The sequence below is a fragment of the Erysipelatoclostridium sp. MSK.7.34 genome, from assembly GCF_019041935.1.
GTDB lineage: Bacteria > Bacillota_I > Bacilli_A > Erysipelotrichales > Coprobacillaceae > Thomasclavelia > Thomasclavelia ramosa.
In genome coordinates, this window is record NZ_JAHPYJ010000025.1 from 24,132 (window position 1) to 43,448 (window position 19,317).

The following is a 19,317-nucleotide window of genomic DNA, read 5'->3' on the forward strand; positions in this document are numbered from 1 at the left end:
TTTTATTCATTAATGATTCGATTACTAGCTAAATAAGTCGCTAAATAATAACCTCCATATACAATTACAATAAAGATCGTCGTAACCAAGATGTTATCAGCGATATTAATGCTGACCATCAAACTAATAATATAATTTATTTCTTTTAGTGCAACAAAACTATGAATTAAAGCTACGATTAATGGAAACATAAATGTGATTCCAATTTGAACTAAAAGGCTTCTATTTACCATTGGTTTACTTGCACCTAACTGTCCTAAGATACGATAACGTTCTTTATTATCAGAAGATTCTGATAATTGTTCAATTGCTAACACAGTACCACTTGCAAGTGCAAATACAATTCCTAAATACAGTCCAACAAAAGTAAACAAAGCACTCATTCCAATTCCCGATTGCCCTAATCCAATCCGGGTAAAACTAATAACTGTTGGACTGCTTTCAGTCCTTAACTGTTCATTAAAAGATTTAAGCAAATCTTGGAATTGTTCCTCACATTCTTCCTTATCACCTTGATAGTCTGCCACTAGATAAGTTAAATAACTTTCTTGTTCTTCCACATATTTATTTGCAATCTGGTCATTTACAACAACAAACCCTTCATTGCCGCTATCGTTAGTAATTGCCAATTCTACTGCTTGATCCGTATTACTTTGAAGCGTAGTATCTCCTATTTTGATTGTACTATCGCCAGCTAGAAACTTATTATAATATTCAAGTGCTACAGGATAAGTTGCTACTAATTCATATTGATTATTAGCCAATTGTATTTTTTGATCTTCTTTACCATTTAATTCCATGATTTTATTAAAATCACTTTCTTTGATTACCCGCATCGGTTGATTTTTTACTGCTTCTATATTAGTATAAGCATTATCTTTTGAATCAATAAAAATACCTTGTTTTAATCCTTGTAAATTAAGATAATTGAACTGATAATCCTCTTTGATGATTTGTTGATACACCGGTTCCTGTTTAAATCTATCAATAATTTCAGTATTACTAGAAAATACAGTAACATCACTTGGGCTATTTCCCTCATAAGTAGTGTTCATTGCTGAGGCCATCGCTAAAGACGATGATAATATCCCGATCGTTAACAATAACATTAAGGAAATAACTGTTGTAGAAATAACATGTGTATTAATCTTATTATTTACTTGTTTTAATACAAACATATTCAGACCATTATAATAAGTCTTTTTGCGCATTTGAACAACTTTTAATAAAAAACCTGATACTGATAAGAAAAACAAGAAAGTTCCAATCGTCCCCAGAATAATCATGATCAAAAAATCAGAACCCACAACATATAAAGCGCCATCATACAATAACTTATATGCGTACCCAATCAAAACAATAGAGATAATAAAAATAATAAAAATTAACCAGCCATTTTTTATTTTAACCTTTTCATTTTTGCGATTTGCATATAATAAATCAATCAACTTAAATCGATTTAGTGTGATAATATTGAAAATCATTACAATAATATAAATAAATCCAAAATTAATAATCGCTGATAAAAGTGCTCCACTAGAAAAAACAAATGTAAATTTGGTCATATCAGCTTCAAACAATTTTGCAGTAAAAATTGATAACAATTGAGATAAGCCAATTCCTAAGAGTAAACCGATTCCTAATGAAATCACTCCAACAATAACTGTTTCAAGTACTAAAATCGTAGATACTTTTAACTTTGACATTCCTAAAGTCATATAAATACCGATTTCTTTTTTTCGGCGTTTAATTAAGAAATTATTTGCATAAACAATTAAAAATCCTAAAACTACCGAAACAAAAACCGAAATATATGATAAAACATTTACTAAAGACTGCACAATTTCCATTGTTGATTTGCTAATTGACATCATTGCTGTTTGACTATCAATCGAATTAAAGATATAAAATATAGCAACAGCAATAACTAGTGTAATAAAATAAATTGAGTAATCTTTTATACTCTTTTTAATATTTCTAAGTGCTAAACTAAATAACTTCATTTAGTTCACCACCTAATAATGTTTGAACATCCATAATACTATTAAAGAACATTTTACGAGAATTATCACCTTTAACAATTTCGTTAAAGATTTTACCATCTTTGATAAAGATTACTCGATCAGCATAACTAGCTGTAAATGAATCATGAGTAACCATCAAAATTGTTGCATTCAATTTTTCATTTAACGCATTCAAACTATCTAATAACATTCTTGCTGATTTACTATCAAGAGCTCCAGTTGGTTCATCCGCTAAAATCAAATCAGGATTAGTAACGATAGCTCTAGCACAAGCAACTCTTTGTTTTTGACCACCAGATAATTCATATGGATACTTTGATAAAATTTCTTTGATTCCTAAAGCTGCTGCAACCTTGTTTACTTTCTCATCTACTTTTTTATAATCTGATTTTTGAATCGTTAAAGCCAAAGCAATATTTTCAAATGAAGTCAATGTATCTAAAAGATTAAAATCTTGAAAGATAAAGCCTAACGAATCCCTTCTAAACTTTGTTAATTTATATCCCTTTAGTTTAGTAATGTCAGCATCCTTTAAATAAATATGACCACTAGTAACTTTATCAATCGTTGAAATACAATTTAGTAAAGTACTTTTCCCACTACCACTAGCCCCCATAATGGCTACAAACTCACCACCGTTAACATCGAAACTAATATTATCGACAGCCTTTGTAATGTTGTTTTTATTTCCATAATATTTTTCAATTTTTTCAATTCTTAAAATTTTTTCCATTTCTCTTCACCTCAACAACTATTATAGCCGTCATAATAATTTCTACCATCGAATAAAATAACATAACCTTACATTATTGTAAGGTTATGTGTGAGCTGTGCGGAAAAACCAAAGTTACTACCGTACCATGTGAATTTGAATCTATTTTAATTTCATGATTTAATCGATAACATAATTTTTTACATAAATATAAACCAATTCCCGTACTCTTTTGTTTAGTTCGTCCCGTTGTTCCCGTAAATCCTTTATCAAAAACACGATTCAATTCATTTTCTAAGATTCCAATTCCATTATCTTTTATCATTAATTCAACACGATCTTTATATTGTTTTGCAAATAGTTTAATTATTGGTGTTTCATCAACATATTTAATTGCATTATTAATAATCTGATTTAAAATGAACTCTAACCATTTTTTATCACTAGCAACATCTATTTCAAGATTCTCTAATTCAATTTTAACATGTTTATTGATTAAATCTTTTTTATTACGTTTAATTACTGAATTAACTAATTCACTAAGTTTAACATCTTTAATTAAATAGTCTTTTTCAACATTCTCACTTCGAGCATAAAAGAGTACTTGTTCAACATAATTATCTATCTTTATGAGTTCTTCTTTAATACTCTCATTAACTGGATTTAGATTATTTTCAATAATCATTTGACTTGTAGCTACAGGTGTTTTTACTTCATGACACCACATCTCAATATACTCTTTGAGTTCACTTTGTCGATAAATTGCATCATTTAAATGTTCTTTCATTGATTTATCAATTTCATAAATACAGTTAACCATAATTTTACCATCTAGAAAATGAGGATTTCCAATCAATTCAGTAATAAGATACTTTTCATCAAGATGATCTAAGATTCCTATCAAATTATTATAAAAATTTCTACGCCGAAAAAAATCATACATTAATACTACTACAAATGAGCTAATGAGCAGAAGTGGAATGTAGACTACTAAAAAAGTTGGACAATTAAAAACTGCCAAAATCAACATTACCAAACAAGTCACAGAAATCATTACTGTAACCGTAATGATTTCATCTTTTAAATAATCAAATAATCTCATAAAATGATATACCCCTGACCACGTCTAGTATGAATTACATCATTTAAACCAATATCCTCTAACTTTTTACGTAAGCGATTAATATTAACAGTCAATGTATTATCATCCACAAACATATCACTATCCCATAAATATGCCATTAATTCTTCTCGAGATTTAATTTTCCCACGGTGCAGTAATAAAAAGTAAAATATTTTTAACTCATTTTTTGATAATTCAATCACTTTATTTTTATCAATAATACTACTTTTAGATACATCTAATTTTATCTTTTCATAACTAATCAAAACATCACTTGTAGGCTGTGTTCGTTTTAAGACCGCTTCGATTCGGGCCAATAAAATTAATGGATTATACGGTTTCGTGACAAAATCATCAGCACCATAATTAATACACATCAATTCATCCATCTCATTGTTGCGACTAGTTACAATAATAATTGGTTTACTTGAATTCTTACGATATTCTTTGCATAAAAACTGTCCATTTACATTGGGAAGATTAATATCCAATAAAATTAAATCCCCATCAAACTGATTCATTTGTTCTAAAGTATTTTCAAAAGACTCAATTACTTTAGTCAAATATCCATTATTATTTAAATATACTTCCAGTTCTTGGCGCAATTTAACTTCGTCTTCAATAATCAATATTTCTGCCATTATTATGACCTCCTAGATACAATTATACACAAGTATAAAATAATAGCACTTAAGTGCACTGTTTCGTAGTAATGCTAATAATTACCAATTTACCATTTTCTTTAACTGGCGAAAGATTATAAATAGTTTTAGCCTTAATAATCTGCTTTTCACAAGTTTTAAGTGGATGATAAAGCGTCTGTTCTTCCCCAGTTTCAACACACTTTTCAATTGCCTGATGAATTTGCTTTTGAACATCCAAATCGACGCTCCGATAGTACGTACTAAGAAAATTAGTAACATTTATATCATCAATATTTAATATCTTACGGTATGCTTCATTAATAAATAGCAGCTGGGGCTGAGACTCATATGTAAACATCAATATTCCATCATTCAATTTTTCCATAACACGATTATATGTTAATAATATGCTATCTAAACGATTAAAAATTTTCTCTTTATTTAAATAGACATTTATCCCCTTTACTAATTCTTGTAATGCCCAAAGTTCATCATCGCGCCATTGTCGATAATCATTTATCATTGTAAAAACAATACACCCGATAAATTCACCAATATCATCGTTTAGACTAATGATAACAAGTGTCTTTACTTGATTATCAAAGAAATTTTTATTAATTTGTTTACTAAATTGATTACCTTCATTTTTATTAACAACAATTATTTGATGCTCCTTAAAATATGTGACTATTTCTTGAAGCTCTGTCCTCACTATTGGGAAAGTATCACTAATCTCAAGCTCAATCGACTCATCTTGCCATGCATAGACAGAACGATAATTGTTTCCTTCTTCTAGTAATAACGTAATCCGATCAAGTAAAAAATCTTCCCCGATCTCTGCCAAAATATGGTTGATTGATGAATCAAAATCAGTTGACTGCTCCATTACTGATAAAACATTCATCATTTGTTCATTAAGCTTTTCATCTGAAATAACACGACTTACACCAATACATATTTTTGGTTTGTTATCTTCATCATAAATTATTCTTCCTGTATCTTTAACCCAAGTATAACCAGAACCATGGTTAATCATAAAACGTCGATAGATAACCTTAAATTCCTGATTACCATTGAAAACAGTCTGATATCTTTTTACATCTTTTGAATGTACGATTCTACCAATACTTACATTGTAAAGATAATTGGGAATTTCCATCTTAGCTAAATTAGAACCATTTTCCTTTGTTGGAGTATCAAAAACAATCATATTATCACGCTTAAAATCATATTCGAAAACTTGAGCATTTAATTCTAACAGTGCCTGTCGATACCAATCTACTTCCCCTTGCTGATAAACAGTCGTTAAAATATCATCAATATTAACTATTGCACTATCCTCATCTTTAGTATCACCTACTCCGATGACACCATTTTCAACCATATAAGCAATTTTTGAAGCACTAGCTGGTTTAGCAAAACGATACCCTTGAGCACGATTACAACCTAGTTCTACTAAAAAATCTTCTTGGCGTTTGGTTTCTACTCCTTCAGCAATTACTTCCATATTAAGGCGTTTCGCCATTTGAATCACTGATTTTAAAATCTTTTCAGCTTTATTATTTTTATCAAAATGTTCCAAAAACGCCAAATCAATTTTAATTATATCAAACGGCAATTCCTTTAAGATATTCAACGATGAAAAACCACTACCAAAATCATCCATTAAAATAGTGAAGCCAAGTTCCTTTAACTTTACTACAGCCTCAATCATTTGATTACTATCCTGCATATATGCCGTTTCAGTAATTTCTAATTGAAATAACTCAATCGACAGCTCATATTCCGCTAAAAGTTTTAAGATAGTATTTCCTAATTCCGGATCATATAATTCAATTCGAGAAACATTTACAGATACAGGTAATAAGACATGTCCTTTTTGGCGGGCAATAACCATATCTTGACATACTTTACGCCAAATTACCCGATCTGCTTTAGAAATAAAACCATTCTTTTCAAAAACTGGAATAAAGGTACTTGGTAACACCATTCCTCGAGTCGGACTCTGCCAACGCATCAATGCCTCATAACCAATATATGTCCTCGTTACCATATTAAATTTGGGTTGATAATAAGGAATAAATTCATCATTTTCAAATGCACGATCCATTTCATCAATAATTCTCTGTTCTTCTAAAACTTGATCTCGAAGTTCATCATCATAAGTTGCATAGCTGGTATTGTATTTATCTTTTACTTTTTTTATCGCCATCATTGCCCGATCACACATATTATTGACTGGTAATGATAGATCATCAATATTATAATAACCAAAACTGACTACAACCTTGATTCCAAGATCAAAGTTACCAATGTCTTCATTCATTTGTTGAAGCAACAGGTCTTCAATATTCGCTTGATGAGGAACTACGATTGCAAATAAATCCCCACTTAAACGTCCAATTAATCCGCCAAGTTTCTTCATCCGCTTAACTCCCGTGTTAGCAATATAAATCAATAGTTCATCACCGACACTACTACCATAAATATCATTAATAATCTTAAATCGATCAATATCAAAACAAGCAAGATCATAATTAATATCTTGGTTTTGCGTAATTAATTTTTTAGCTTCGCGATAAAAAGCAGTACGGTTATAGATCTTGGTTAAAGTATCAAAATCAGCCATTATTCTATATTCATTATCTTCGGCCCGACGAATTGCATTATTGATTCGTAATTTAATAATTGCTTCATTATAAGGCTTAACAATTACCTCACTAACTCCTAAATTTAATAAATTAAGAAGATTTCCCGTAAAGTTCCCACCTACGATTAAAGGGATTTGAATATTATCAATATTTTTATAACTAGAATACTTTGCGACATTAACTTCAGTCGCATCATCTAAGTCCATAATAATAGCAACGATTCGATTATCATTAAGGTTATCAATAATATTTTCAAGTTCACTACATATAACAATATGATAGTCACTACTTAAAAACTCCTTTAATCTTAAACAATCATCACTATCTTTTATAACGATGATAATTGTATCCATAATATCTTCCTCCCCAAATCAACCATTAGTAGTATTCTAGCATCATTGTTGTAATTAAACAATCTATTAGCTATCCCCATTTTCTAATTCAATCTATCAGTTTTTCTTTGATTACCCCTGTATAGGCCCGATATCCATCATCATTAATGTGAAGACCATCAAGATAATAATTTTCAACTGGTTGGCCCTTTTTATTGCAAAGTGCCATAAAAGGATTAATCAAAGTAACATAATCATACGGAATAATATTTTTATACTCTTTAAAGACCATCTTTAAGGTATCATTACTGCGTAATCCTTGCTTTGTTGCTTTATAACCATGAAGCATTTCTAAACATGGTAATGGTGCTACAAGATAAATTTTAGTATCCAAACAATTATAATGAATAATTTCGATTGTTTCTTTAACATTTAAAGCAATATCACGGGGGCTCTCCATGACCGTATTACCAAGATCATTTGTTCCAATCATCAAAACCACGTTTTTAGGTTGATATTTGATAACCCCTTCGTCGATGAAATTTAAAAGCATTCCTGAAGTAATCCCCGCTATTCCACAATTATATTTAGTCTCTATCTCAGGATAATACTTGTCCAGATCACAATACTCAGTAATTGAATCCCCATAAAAAACAGTTCCTCCAGGAGTTATATTTTTATTTTGATTAATAATTTCTAACATTCTTATTAAAGTAAATTCTCTTAACTGATAATGGTTAGTTAAATATTTCATATTTTCTTTCACACTTATTTCCTCCTGAACATATTTTAGCATATAAAAAAAGAAAAGCCTTAAGCTTTTCCTCCTAATTCATAAATTTGTTTATTTTCTAATTTAATCACCCGATCACATCCCGTCAATGAAGAAGGTCGATGTGACACAATTAACCATGTCTTATTTTCAAATTGTTCAGCCAATGTCTTCAATAAACCTTTTTCATTAATAACATCTAAACTACTTGTTGGTTCATCCATGACTAAAAAATCAGGATCAACTAATAAAACCCGTGCAATTCCAATTCTTTGCTTCTCACCACCTGACAATCGATTCTGAAGTTCTCCCATCATAGTATCGTATTGTCCTGGTAAACTAATGATCAATTCATGAATTCCTGCCATTTGAGCAGCCTTTACGATTTCTTCTTTTGTCGCCTTTGGTTTTCCTAAAGCAATATTAGCAGCAATAGAATCATTAAAAAGAAAAGTGTCTTGTTCAAGTGTTCCAATTCGTTGACGTAAATCTTGCAAAGAGTATTCTTTGATATCTATACCATTAATTAAAATTTGACCACTTGTAACATCATAAAAACGTAATAACAATCTAATCAAAGTTGATTTGCCAATTCCACTTTCTCCAACAAGACCAATTTTATCTTTAAAATTAATGGTAAGATTCATATTTTCAATAATTTTTCTATTAATTTCAGGATAGCTAAAACTTACATTAATAAATTCAATTTTGTCGATATTTTTCAATTCTTTAGGCTCAACAATTTCATTTACGACGGGAACCATATCTTCCAAATCAAAATAGCGTTGTGCCGCCGCATAAGTTTCAAGTAAACTTGAAACTACAGTCGTTAATGATTGCGTCGATGAAAATGAAGCCGAAACTAAAAATGATAAGATAATAATTCCGGTTGTATCAATATTTCCTTTTAAAGCAAGATATGAAGCTACTGCAATTACAGCAATTCGAGCAAGATAAATGAAAAACGTTGGCGTGGAAACAACTAATTGGCGGTGATAAGCAAGTTGATGAATTGAACGATTTATATTGCGATTAACAGCTTCTAATTCTTCATTACGACGTTTTCCATAATCAAAAATTTGAATTTCTGATAATCCATATACACTATCTAATAAAAATATTTTTAATTCTCCTAACTTTTGACGATAACCAATTCCTATATTACGACCCAGTTTAATGGCTAAAATAGGAATAATAACACTAATAATTAAATAGATTGGTAACAGTGCATAGACAAAGAGCATATCAATACTTCCTGCAATAATCAAAGTCACTAACGGAAGTAAAATAACGGTAAATAATGGCCCAATCGTATGTGCAAAGAAAAATTCAATACTTTCGATATCAGCAATTGCAATTGCCATGATATCGCCATTATTCCGTCCGATCAAACTCCCTGGTGCCAACTTGCGTAAAGTTCCAAACATGTCAACTCGCATTTTAGCTAATAATTCATACGAACCAGCATGTGAAAAATATCCTTCAAGATAACGACAAGTAACAATTAAAATTCCACTCATAATCATTAAAATACAATATGTGACGCTATTGGCATATTTTAACTTTCCGGCAACACTCAAAATAAAAGCAGCTCCAAATCCCATTAGCCCCATTTGAGCAATATTTCCAATTATACTGACAATTGTAGAAATAACAAAGAATTTTTTTAATGTGGCAGCAATTTTCAATAATCGTTTGGTTAAGGTTAATAATGATTTTTTATGTTCCATAATCTATCCTACCTTTCCCGCTGCTTCTAAAGCTTCTTGTTCTTTTACCAACTGATAATATTCACCATGATATTTTAATAATGCTTGATGATTCCCTTGTTCAACTAATCTTCCTTGATTTAACACAATGATATTATCAGCACGTTGAATTGTCGATAAGCGGTGAGAAATAATAATTAATGTTCTAGTTAAACCAAGCTCATTAATACATTGCCAAATCTCATCTTCACTATCACGATCAACACTTGAAGTTGCTTCATCAAAAATTAAATATGGAGCACCACTTAATAGAGCTCTGGCGATTCCAATCTTTTGACGCTGCCCGCCAGATAATTTAGCACCACTATCACCCAAATCTGTCGATAAGCCTTCTGGCAAACTTTGCAACCATTGATATAAATGCACTTGTTTTAAAACGTTTAATAATTCACTTGTTGAAGCATTTGGTGCAGCCAGTTTCAAATTTTCTTCTAATGAACCACTAAAAATACTAACCCGTTGTGGTACCATAACAATGTTTTTTCTAACTTCTTCAGGCGTTAAACTAAAATAACTTTGACCATCAAGAAATAAATAGCCTTGATCTGGGTCAATAAAACGCATTAGCATACTTGCCAACGTACTTTTTCCACAACCACTCTTACCTACAATTGCAGTTGTTTTACCTTTTGGTATTTCAATACTTAACTGCTTTAAAACTTGGCGCCTTTGATGATAATTAAAAACAATATCTTTTACTATGATCCCCGAATAATCCTGCAAATAAGCTAAAGTATCCTGACTGTATTTAACCGCTATTTCGTGAGCTGTTTCAGCCTCACTCTTATGAATTCTTGAAGCATCTAAATTTAATATTTCATCTACTTTTATTGTTGCCGCAATCCCTGATAAAGCATCATGCGTCGCAGACATCAATTGTCTAATTGAACTAAAAAAACTATATGACAACATTAACAATAAAACTGCCTGTGCTAAATCAATCGTTCCTTTAGCCAATTGTGAACAGCCAATTACTACTGCCAGAATAACACCTAAATAAATTAATCCATCTGAAACCAAAAATGATGAAAAGTTCATTTTCATAATCGACATTGTACTTTGATTAAATGTATCCGCTTTTCGCCTCAAATTATCATGTCTACGTCGATCTTGATTAAATAATTTCAAAGTAACCAAACTTTTTAAGCTTTCTAAATAATAACTTGTTAAATCTTGAAAACTAGTCCAATATTCTTTCTTTAATTGATCAATCATTTTTCTAAAATAATTATTTACTAACGGTAAACTTAATGAAATAATCAGTAGTATTGTCGCTACTAGCAGCGAAGTATCTTTTAACTGAAAAAATAAATAAACTGGCGCAAAGAAACAATACAGCAAACTTGGTAAATACTTAGTGTAATAAACCTGCATTAGCTCCACTCCATCGCCAACACTACTAATTGTATTACTTGCTCCAATCCTTTCAATTTTACCAACATCTAATTGAAGCATTTTTTCAAAAATCTCTTTACGCAAATTAATCCGTGCTTTGGCCCCACAGCGATATTCGGCTTCTCCAGTTAATAGATCAGCTATTAAAATCAAACATGAAGCAATCAATGCACTGATTATTGCTGCCAGCAACTGATCTTGTGACATTTTCGGATGATATAAATCACTTAAAAAGGATGAAATAGTTTTAGCAAACATTACTGTTCCTACTAATGTTAATATTTTAAGTCCGGTAATTATTGCAATCCAACCTCTAATTCCTTCGGACATTCTAATTAATGTTTTATTTATTAACAGCATAGTACACCTCCAATGTACTTATGTTACTCAAGATTTAATAGTGTGTCAAACTAAAAACAAATGTTTCGAAAAAAACTAGGAAATTTTAAAATTTCCTAGTTTCCAGCTAATATAAGCTCTATTAAAATCATCAGAGCCCCTTTTTTTACTAAACCATAAATACTCCTTTAGGGGCTTGTTTAATTTATTATTTAATATGTTCCATTTTAATAATAATATTGTTTACATTCATTGAACCATTACGAATCGCCAAGTTAATAATAATCAAAGAAATTATGATTATTATTAAAGCAATGTATGAAATCACAGTAATAATCATACTTATTTTATCTACAAAAAATATGATAGCTATAATAAGAGAGGAAATAATTAATAAATTTTTTAGCCATATTTTTAATCGATTAATTTGTTTAGTCTGATATTCTATTTCTTCAAAATATGCTTTTTTTACTCTTTGATCCATTTTAAGTTCTCCTTTTTAATATGTTAATCCCGGGTTAAAGAATCCAACCAATACTCCAATAAGAGCAATAACCACTAATAATAACATTACTTTGATTGGTGACATTTTCTTTTTAGACAATAAATACCAACATAATAACACGAATAAAGCAGTTAAAAATCCAGGATAAACACCATCTAACGTCTTTTGTAAATCTAAAAACGGTTCTTTAGCTCCAGCAGCAGTCATCGAAAAACTTGTTTTTACACTAACCCATGTAGCTGCTACTGCCCCAATCACAATACCACCTAACATTGTAATTGATTCTCGTAAAGCTTCTCCTTGAGGTCCAACTAGAAAATCTACAGCTTTACCACCCAATTCATAACCTTTAAAATATAATAACTTCATTCCAAAATAAGCAAATAAATTCCAAACAATAATATAGAAAATAGCCCCTAATGGTGAACCACCTGTAGACATTCCCATTGCAACCCCTAATAAAATAGGAATTATCGTTCCAACTACTAAAGAATCTCCTATTCCTGCTAACGGTCCCATCAATCCTGCACGTAATCCATTTATTGTTTCATCATCTACATCTTCAGCACCATTAGCACGAGCCTCCTCTAACCCCGCTGTCATTCCAACAATCACGGAACCTACTTGCGGTTCGGTGTTAAAAAAGGCAGTATACGTTTTAATGGCTTTTGCCCGAGCATCTTTTTTATCATACAATTCTTCAACAATTGGTAACATTGAACACAAATAGCCAAATGTTTGCATATGTTCTTGAGAAAAACATGTTAAATTCCCATAATACCAATTATGAAAAGATTTGGTTAGGGTCTTTTTTGATAATTTCTTTTCCATCTTATATATCCTCCTCGTCATCATCAACTACAGCAACTGCGACTTTACCAAGTGTCAACATTTTAATTCGATAATTGATCAATGCGAACATTCCCGCAACAACAGTTGCAGAAACTAAGTTAATTCCTAAAGCAGCTGCTAAAGTAAAACCAAAGAAAAATGGAATAAAATCAATTGCTTTAGTAACGATTTGTTTTAATAAGATTGCAATTCCGACACATGGTAATAATGAACCGACTGTAAATAATGTTTTCATTGCAACCCCATCCATTGGTAAATAGGTTTTTATCAAGTCAACCATCGGAGCTCCCATTTTACACATGATCATCGCAGGAATAAATGAACATAAAATATGAGAAATCCAAGGTAATACCATATCTACTATATATAATTTTTTATAATCTCCATTTTCTACTGCCCGCCAGCCAATATGCTGCCATGCTAGATTAATCGTTGCAGTACCATAGAATAAAACTGTTCCTAAAGTTCCAACCATTGTTCCAAATGATGTTGCAAGTGCAGCTCCGTCACTTGAGGCAGCATCTAGACCATAGCTTTTAATTGCAATCATAGCAAGTGGAATCCCTATATAACTTACTGCCCGTACATCAGCCGAAACTGTTCCCCCTGGAGTAACAAGAGCGATATAAACTACTTGCATTGCAATCCCTACTAAAATTCCAGTTTGAATATCACCTAAAATAATTCCACAAACTAAACCACCAACTAAAGGTCGACCTAATGTGTAGTTACCAAATGATGTTCCCCCTAAACCTGGCATACTTGATAAGCAAGCAAATAATCCAAGTAAGGCGGCTTGAATCCAACTTATTTCCATAATAAAAATCCCCTTTACATTTATATTTTAATAACCAAATTTACTTTTGAAATCATCCCATGTCCCAATCGAAACGTCTGGTAATAAAGCAAATTTTATTGTATAACCAGCTTTATGGATACGTTCAAACGCATCAGCCTCCGCTTGAGTAATTGACTGGTTATTACCTAATTTAGTAGCCCCTTCACGATCATTACAAGGTCCTACAATAACAGTTTTAACACCAGGATCAAATCCCTGATCTACTAAAATCGTACACATATCAATTGGATTTTTAGCAATCAAGAAATATTTTGTGTCACTATCTAAAACTTTTTGTGATTTTTTTGCGAAATCTGCTAATGTCCAAACAAATGTTTTCTTACCACTTGCTGCTTTATAGGCAGCTTTTAAAACATCATTAGTTGCTGCTTTATCATTTACAGCAATTAATCCATCACAAGGATATTCTCTAGCCCAACGCGTACAAGTTTGACCATGAATCATCCGATCATCAATTCTTACAAATGAAACTGACATAATCTTCTCCTCCTAAATATCATCATCTTCATCATTTGTTTCTAAAACAAATTGTTTAATTGCACCTGTTGCCTCACTCGTCACATTTGTAATTAAAGCATCAGTATCTAAAACATCTTTCATTAATATTGTTGTTAAAGCTAATGGTAAATTCATTCCCCCAAGTACTGTCGTTTTATCAATCAATCCTGATTGTGCCAATACATTCATTGCAGTTGATAAAGGTGAACCACCTATGATATCAGCTAAAACAATAATTTCACTTTCTTTAGGAATTTTAGTGATCATCTCAGTAAAGTCTATAGCAAACTGATCAGCTGTAATTCCATCTTTTAATCCTATTGCAATTACATCATCATGATTACCTGTAAGCATTTTTAAAGAATCTAGTAACCCTTCAGCGAAGTTCCCATGACTAACTAATATTACATATTTCATTTTTAGCCTCCCTTTCTTTTGACATCTATATCTTATCAAGTAACCCCTTTCAATACATCTGAGCATTGTCATTTCTTTTCATAAACAAATGTCATTTTTTTAATGACATTTGTCATAATAAAAAACGAATAGTCATACTTGCTACTCGTTTAAATAATTAGTTATTTCTTTTTGTAAAGCAGTTAATGAAGTATCTAAATCCAGATTGTTTTGAAGTGCTTGATTAATCTGATTATCAGCAATCTTCATTGCTGCCTCATATTTTCTAAATCGCGTATTTGTGGTTGGATACTCCATTACCTGGCTTAATACCCGCATATCAATTTTACTATCACCAAGCGTATCTTCCTCTAACAATTTCAAAACCTGTTTAGATTCGGTCACCTCTTTTAATGGAGATACCCCTTGACTATATTCATAAATATCCTGCTGTGAAGCTTGACTATAAGTAAATTCTTTTAATAGTTGCCAAGCTAACTCAGGAGCACTAGTTCGCATCGACATCCCCATCATTAAAGATGATAATTGTGTTAAATGTTGCTCAGAACTTTGAGGCATTTCAATCACATCCCATTCAAATGTAGAATATTTACTTACTCGATAAGGATAAGGCTTATATGTTCGATATTGAGAAAACTGCATTGGTGCAAAAGCTACTTTGCCTTGATCGAAATCATTGGAAGTAATATTAAAGCCGCGATTTAAAGCATTCAGTTTTTCAATAAATTGAATAGCACTTTTTACTTCGTGATTATTAAAATCACAGGTCGTTCCAGTTTCATTAAATAACTCTATTCCACTAGCATAAATAGCGTTGATCCATTCATAATTATAACAGCCGTATTGATCGATAATTCCGTCATTATTACTATCTTTAGTCAATTGTCGACAGACATTATAAAATTCTTCTAGCGACCAATTGTCCTTTGGAAGACTGATTCCTTCTTGTTGTAGCAAAGTTTTATTTACAAACATTAAAGTAGGATTTACTTCATAAGGCAAAGCATATTGTTTACCTTGATACTGTCCTGCCTGATAAGTACTTTGATAAAATTCATCACTATTAAAATCTTGATCATCAGTAATGATCGAGTCTAAATTTTTTAATGCGCCTAATGCTGATAGGGAATTAAAATCTTCATTTAAAATCATGTATAAATCAGGCTCAGCACCAATTAATAACTGATTTGATAACCATAAAGAATAATCTTCCTTAAGAATTCCACTTTTATATTGAACTTCAACATTGGGATGCTCTTTTTCAAAACGGACAATTATTTTATCAATCATTTCATAATAATCGAACGTAGGAACATCCCAATTACTTCCCGCAAATATTCCGATTGTTAGAACTTTCTTTTGATTGTGGTAATATATTAACCCGATTCCCATAACTAAAACTAAGACAATAATCATTATTTTATTCTTTTTAATCATCGTCAAGATCCTTTGTTGTTTGACCTGTTTGGACTGCCCAGATAGCTAACTGAGTACGATCACGAAGTTCTAGCTTTGATAAAATAGAGCTTAAATAATTTCGAACGGTTCCTTCAGATAAAAATAATTTTTGAGCAATTTCCTTATTTGATAAACCAAAACCAACTTGTTGAATTACTTTCCATTCTGGTTTATTTAATTCCCTAACATTATCATCATTAACATTGATTGCATAATTAGTATTTGCCATCTTCGAAAAAAGTCTAAATACTTTTGTCGCAATATCCGGATTGATCATTGCACCTCCAGAAACAACAGTTAAAATAGCCTGATACAATCCATCCATTGATACTCCTTTTAAAAGGTATCCACTAGCTCCAAATTTTAATGCACTAAAAACAAAATCATCATCATCAAATGTTGTCAAAATAATTATTTTAACATCCGGATAGGCTTCTTTAACCATCTTTGTGCAATATACCCCATCCATTCTTGGCATTCTAATATCCATTAGAATAACATCTGGAATATTTCGTTTTAGACTGTCTAATACACCAAAACCATCTTCTACTGTATCGATCACTTGTAAATCTTCGTGTGTATTTAAAACAATTTTCAATGATTCCCTAATTAATTCTTGATCATCAGCGATTAATACCTTAATCATATCGTTCCCCCTCTTTCATTGGAATTGTAACCTTAACTGTAAAACCTTCTTTACTATAGTATTCTAAACGTCCATTTAAAATAGCAGCCCGTTCTTGCATTTGTTTTAACCCATAACCTAATTTTAGATCATCGCAGCCAACTCCATTATCTGCAATAACAATTTCTAAATCAGATACCCTTTGGTAAATATTGATTTCAACCTTTTTAGCTCGTCCATGTCTTAATGCATTTGTAATACTTTCTTGAACAATTCTAAAAATAATATCTTCTTTAGTATTTTCAAAATCAACTTTATCTAACTGATAATCAAGCATAATCTCAACCTCTGAAACATCGCTAAATTCTTTAATCATTTTTTGAATTGCTTCTTTTAATGTGTGCTCTTCTAAAGCTCCAGGCCGCAATTTATTAAGTGACCGCCGGACATCACTAATCCCCTCACGGACAACCTTAGAAACAACTAAAAGCTGTTGTTTAGTTACATTAGGATCGATATCAATCATTGCAATACATGCATCAATTCCAGCTGCAATTCCTGTCAAAGCATGACCGAGTGTATCATGAATTTCTCGTGCCAGTCGTTTTCTTTCATTACTCTCGCCAATTTTTTCTGTCACCGCAGCATAATCCTTCAATTGTTTATTAACTTCGTTGATCATAGAAAGTTCTTTTGAAATGTTCTCATTTTCTCTAATTTGATTTGCAATATAGACAATTAAAAACATAATAAACAAGACTAGGTTTGTTGATTCAAGAATATTTTTAGCTATTAAAATCGCAGTTTTCGTCGCGGCATCATAAACCTGTATATAGCTGTCTAAAGAAACCATTGGAATTATATTAGAAATAATGTCATAGTTAGATAACAAAAAAATAATTAAAATAAACCCGATAATAACCATTGTATTGCGCCCATTTTTGGTATTAAAAATTATATCTGCAAACACTAATAAAGCTATTCCATTATAGCCCATATAAAGATTATAAATAATCCAGAAACATAAAATTATTTCTAATCCATTACAAATGACTCGTCCATTTCGAACTTGAAAATTCTCAGATTTTCTAATGAACATAATCATTACCAACAATGCAAATCCTATAATTGAATAAATAAATACTTTAGTCGGATTCTTTGGTAAATATGCTAATGTATCTAAAAAATCGCGCCCCATCAAATTATTACAAACATATTTTGTTGAAAATAAAATAATACTAGCTTCAAATAAAATAATAATAAAATTGATTATGATCATCATATTTTTAATTGACGATACAGAGCGATACTCACTGTATTGCATCATTGCCACCCCGTTAACTCAAAGTTAGAAATATTATCACGGCTAATCAACTCTACTGGTACTTCTATTTTCTTTTCAATCTTCTTATTTTCTAATAACGCTTTCGCTTTTTGATAAGCTAACTGTCCCATTTTGACAGGTGATTGAGCTGCTGTTGCCTGAATCAGTCCAGTATTGATCAATTCTTTAACATCAGGCGAACCATCGACTCCATAAACTAAAACATTATCTATTTCCATTGATTCAATCGCTGCCAATGCTCCTAAAGCACTACGATCATTTAATGCCATAACAACATCTACAGCAGGAGTTTCTTTTAGCATCTGTTTCATCGTTGGCATTGCAATCTCAATTTGACCATCACAGTCAGCACGATTTATAACTTGATAATTAGCATTACTAGCAATAGTATCAAGAAATCCCTGAATACGTTCTACCGCAGACTTTGCAGTAGCATGCTCTAATAAAATAATCTTAGCATGATCTCGTTTACTCATCATATCTTTTGCACATAAAACACCTGCATCATAATTGTTAGAAGCAATTGAACAATTTACTAATGACTCATCATAAATAGGGGCATCAACTACAATAACCGGAATCTTAGCTTTTTTTGCTGCTTTTAATCCAATTTCTATTTTTTTAGCATCAATCGGATTAACAAAAATCGCATCAACACGCTGGTCAATCAAATCTAATATTTGTTCATTCTGCTTATCAACATCTAAAATTGGATCAAGTGTAATCAAGACATCTCCATTCGCTTCAACCGCTTTTTTTATCTCATTATTAATCACTTCAAAAAATGGATTATTCATCGTCATATAGGTTGCCCCAAAACGCTGTTGTCCTACTGTTGCTTTAAAATCTGGATAACTATAAAATCCAAAAATCATCAACGTAATACAGAGGCAAAGAAATACCATCATTTTAACAATTGTTTTTTGATTATTTTTGATTTCCATAAATTCCCCCTATTTCTTTATACATTACATTTGTAATTATATAGTAACTGCTT

General features: G+C 31.1%; 17 protein-coding genes. All 17 read right to left on the reverse strand.

The features are described from left to right. Positions 1 to 2: 2 nt before the first annotated feature. The 17 genes from KTF99_RS14060 to KTF99_RS14140 all read right to left on the reverse strand — a co-directional run bounded on the left by KTF99_RS14060 (position 3) and on the right by KTF99_RS14140 (position 19,264). The gene (locus KTF99_RS14060; protein ID WP_217215619.1) at positions 3 to 2,003 is read right to left on the reverse strand and encodes an FtsX-like permease family protein; all 2,001 of its coding nucleotides are present in this window, start codon (positions 2,001 to 2,003) and stop codon (positions 3 to 5) included. Further along, positions 1,990 to 2,757 carry an ABC transporter ATP-binding protein gene (locus KTF99_RS14065; RefSeq protein ID WP_003536205.1) on the reverse strand — a complete coding sequence of 256 codons (768 nt, stop codon included), beginning with the start codon at positions 2,755 to 2,757 and terminating at the stop codon, positions 1,990 to 1,992. The genes KTF99_RS14060 and KTF99_RS14065 overlap by 14 nt, the downstream gene beginning before the upstream one ends. Before the next feature lie 73 nt (positions 2,758 to 2,830). After that, entirely contained in the window at positions 2,831 to 3,838 is a 1,008-nt protein-coding gene (locus tag KTF99_RS14070) for a sensor histidine kinase (RefSeq protein WP_029480611.1), read from the reverse strand. Beyond that, positions 3,835 to 4,500, reverse strand: coding sequence for a response regulator transcription factor (locus KTF99_RS14075; protein ID WP_003536203.1), 666 nt, complete (start codon positions 4,498 to 4,500; stop codon positions 3,835 to 3,837). Before KTF99_RS14075 ends, KTF99_RS14070 begins: the two co-directional genes overlap by 4 nt. A 49-nt stretch (positions 4,501 to 4,549) precedes the next feature. Beyond that, positions 4,550 to 7,507 (reverse strand): EAL domain-containing protein, encoded by a 2,958-nt coding sequence (locus KTF99_RS14080; protein WP_029480613.1) that lies wholly within the window; start codon positions 7,505 to 7,507, stop codon positions 4,550 to 4,552. Between the two features lie 88 nt (positions 7,508 to 7,595). Continuing rightward, a complete protein-coding gene (locus KTF99_RS14085) occupies positions 7,596 to 8,252 on the reverse strand; it encodes a GDSL-type esterase/lipase family protein (protein ID WP_009300006.1) in 657 nt (218 codons plus the stop codon). A 47-nt stretch (positions 8,253 to 8,299) separates the two neighbouring features. After that, complete coding sequence (locus KTF99_RS14090; protein WP_029480619.1) at positions 8,300 to 9,988, reverse strand: ABC transporter ATP-binding protein; 1,689 nt, start codon at positions 9,986 to 9,988, stop codon at positions 8,300 to 8,302. A 3-nt stretch (positions 9,989 to 9,991) separates the two neighbouring features. Then, positions 9,992 to 11,782: an ABC transporter ATP-binding protein/permease gene (locus tag KTF99_RS14095; protein WP_029480621.1), complete on the reverse strand. Its 1,791-nt coding sequence runs from the start codon at positions 11,780 to 11,782 to the stop codon at positions 9,992 to 9,994. A 187-nt stretch (positions 11,783 to 11,969) separates the two neighbouring features. Further along, positions 11,970 to 12,245 carry a hypothetical protein gene (locus KTF99_RS14100; protein ID WP_003536191.1) on the reverse strand — a complete coding sequence of 92 codons (276 nt, stop codon included), beginning with the start codon at positions 12,243 to 12,245 and terminating at the stop codon, positions 11,970 to 11,972. A gap of 15 nt (positions 12,246 to 12,260) precedes the next feature. Further along, positions 12,261 to 13,097 carry a PTS system mannose/fructose/sorbose family transporter subunit IID gene (locus tag KTF99_RS14105; protein ID WP_003536189.1) on the reverse strand — a complete coding sequence of 279 codons (837 nt, stop codon included), beginning with the start codon at positions 13,095 to 13,097 and terminating at the stop codon, positions 12,261 to 12,263. A gap of 1 nt (position 13,098) precedes the next feature. Continuing rightward, complete coding sequence (locus KTF99_RS14110) at positions 13,099 to 13,935, reverse strand: PTS mannose/fructose/sorbose/N-acetylgalactosamine transporter subunit IIC (RefSeq protein ID WP_003536187.1); 837 nt, start codon at positions 13,933 to 13,935, stop codon at positions 13,099 to 13,101. Positions 13,936 to 13,962: 27 nt separating this feature from the next. Further along, the gene (locus KTF99_RS14115) at positions 13,963 to 14,454 is read right to left on the reverse strand and encodes a PTS system mannose/fructose/N-acetylgalactosamine-transporter subunit IIB (RefSeq protein ID WP_003536186.1); all 492 of its coding nucleotides are present in this window, start codon (positions 14,452 to 14,454) and stop codon (positions 13,963 to 13,965) included. Between the two features lie 12 nt (positions 14,455 to 14,466). Continuing rightward, the gene (locus tag KTF99_RS14120) at positions 14,467 to 14,892 is read right to left on the reverse strand and encodes a PTS sugar transporter subunit IIA (RefSeq protein WP_009009163.1); all 426 of its coding nucleotides are present in this window, start codon (positions 14,890 to 14,892) and stop codon (positions 14,467 to 14,469) included. 141 nt (positions 14,893 to 15,033) lie between these two features. Continuing rightward, complete coding sequence (locus KTF99_RS14125) at positions 15,034 to 16,329, reverse strand: extracellular solute-binding protein (protein ID WP_003536184.1); 1,296 nt, start codon at positions 16,327 to 16,329, stop codon at positions 15,034 to 15,036. Further along, positions 16,322 to 16,996 carry a response regulator transcription factor gene (locus KTF99_RS14130; RefSeq protein ID WP_003536183.1) on the reverse strand — a complete coding sequence of 225 codons (675 nt, stop codon included), beginning with the start codon at positions 16,994 to 16,996 and terminating at the stop codon, positions 16,322 to 16,324. Before KTF99_RS14130 ends, KTF99_RS14125 begins: the two co-directional genes overlap by 8 nt. Beyond that, on the reverse strand, positions 16,989 to 18,299 hold the full coding sequence (locus tag KTF99_RS14135) for a sensor histidine kinase (protein ID WP_008791331.1): 1,311 nt from the start codon (positions 18,297 to 18,299) through the stop codon (positions 16,989 to 16,991). The genes KTF99_RS14130 and KTF99_RS14135 overlap by 8 nt, the downstream gene beginning before the upstream one ends. Next, positions 18,299 to 19,264, reverse strand: a complete 966-nt coding sequence (locus KTF99_RS14140) for a sugar ABC transporter substrate-binding protein (protein ID WP_003536179.1) — start codon at positions 19,262 to 19,264, stop codon at positions 18,299 to 18,301. Before KTF99_RS14140 ends, KTF99_RS14135 begins: the two co-directional genes overlap by 1 nt. Positions 19,265 to 19,317: the final 53 nt, after the last annotated feature.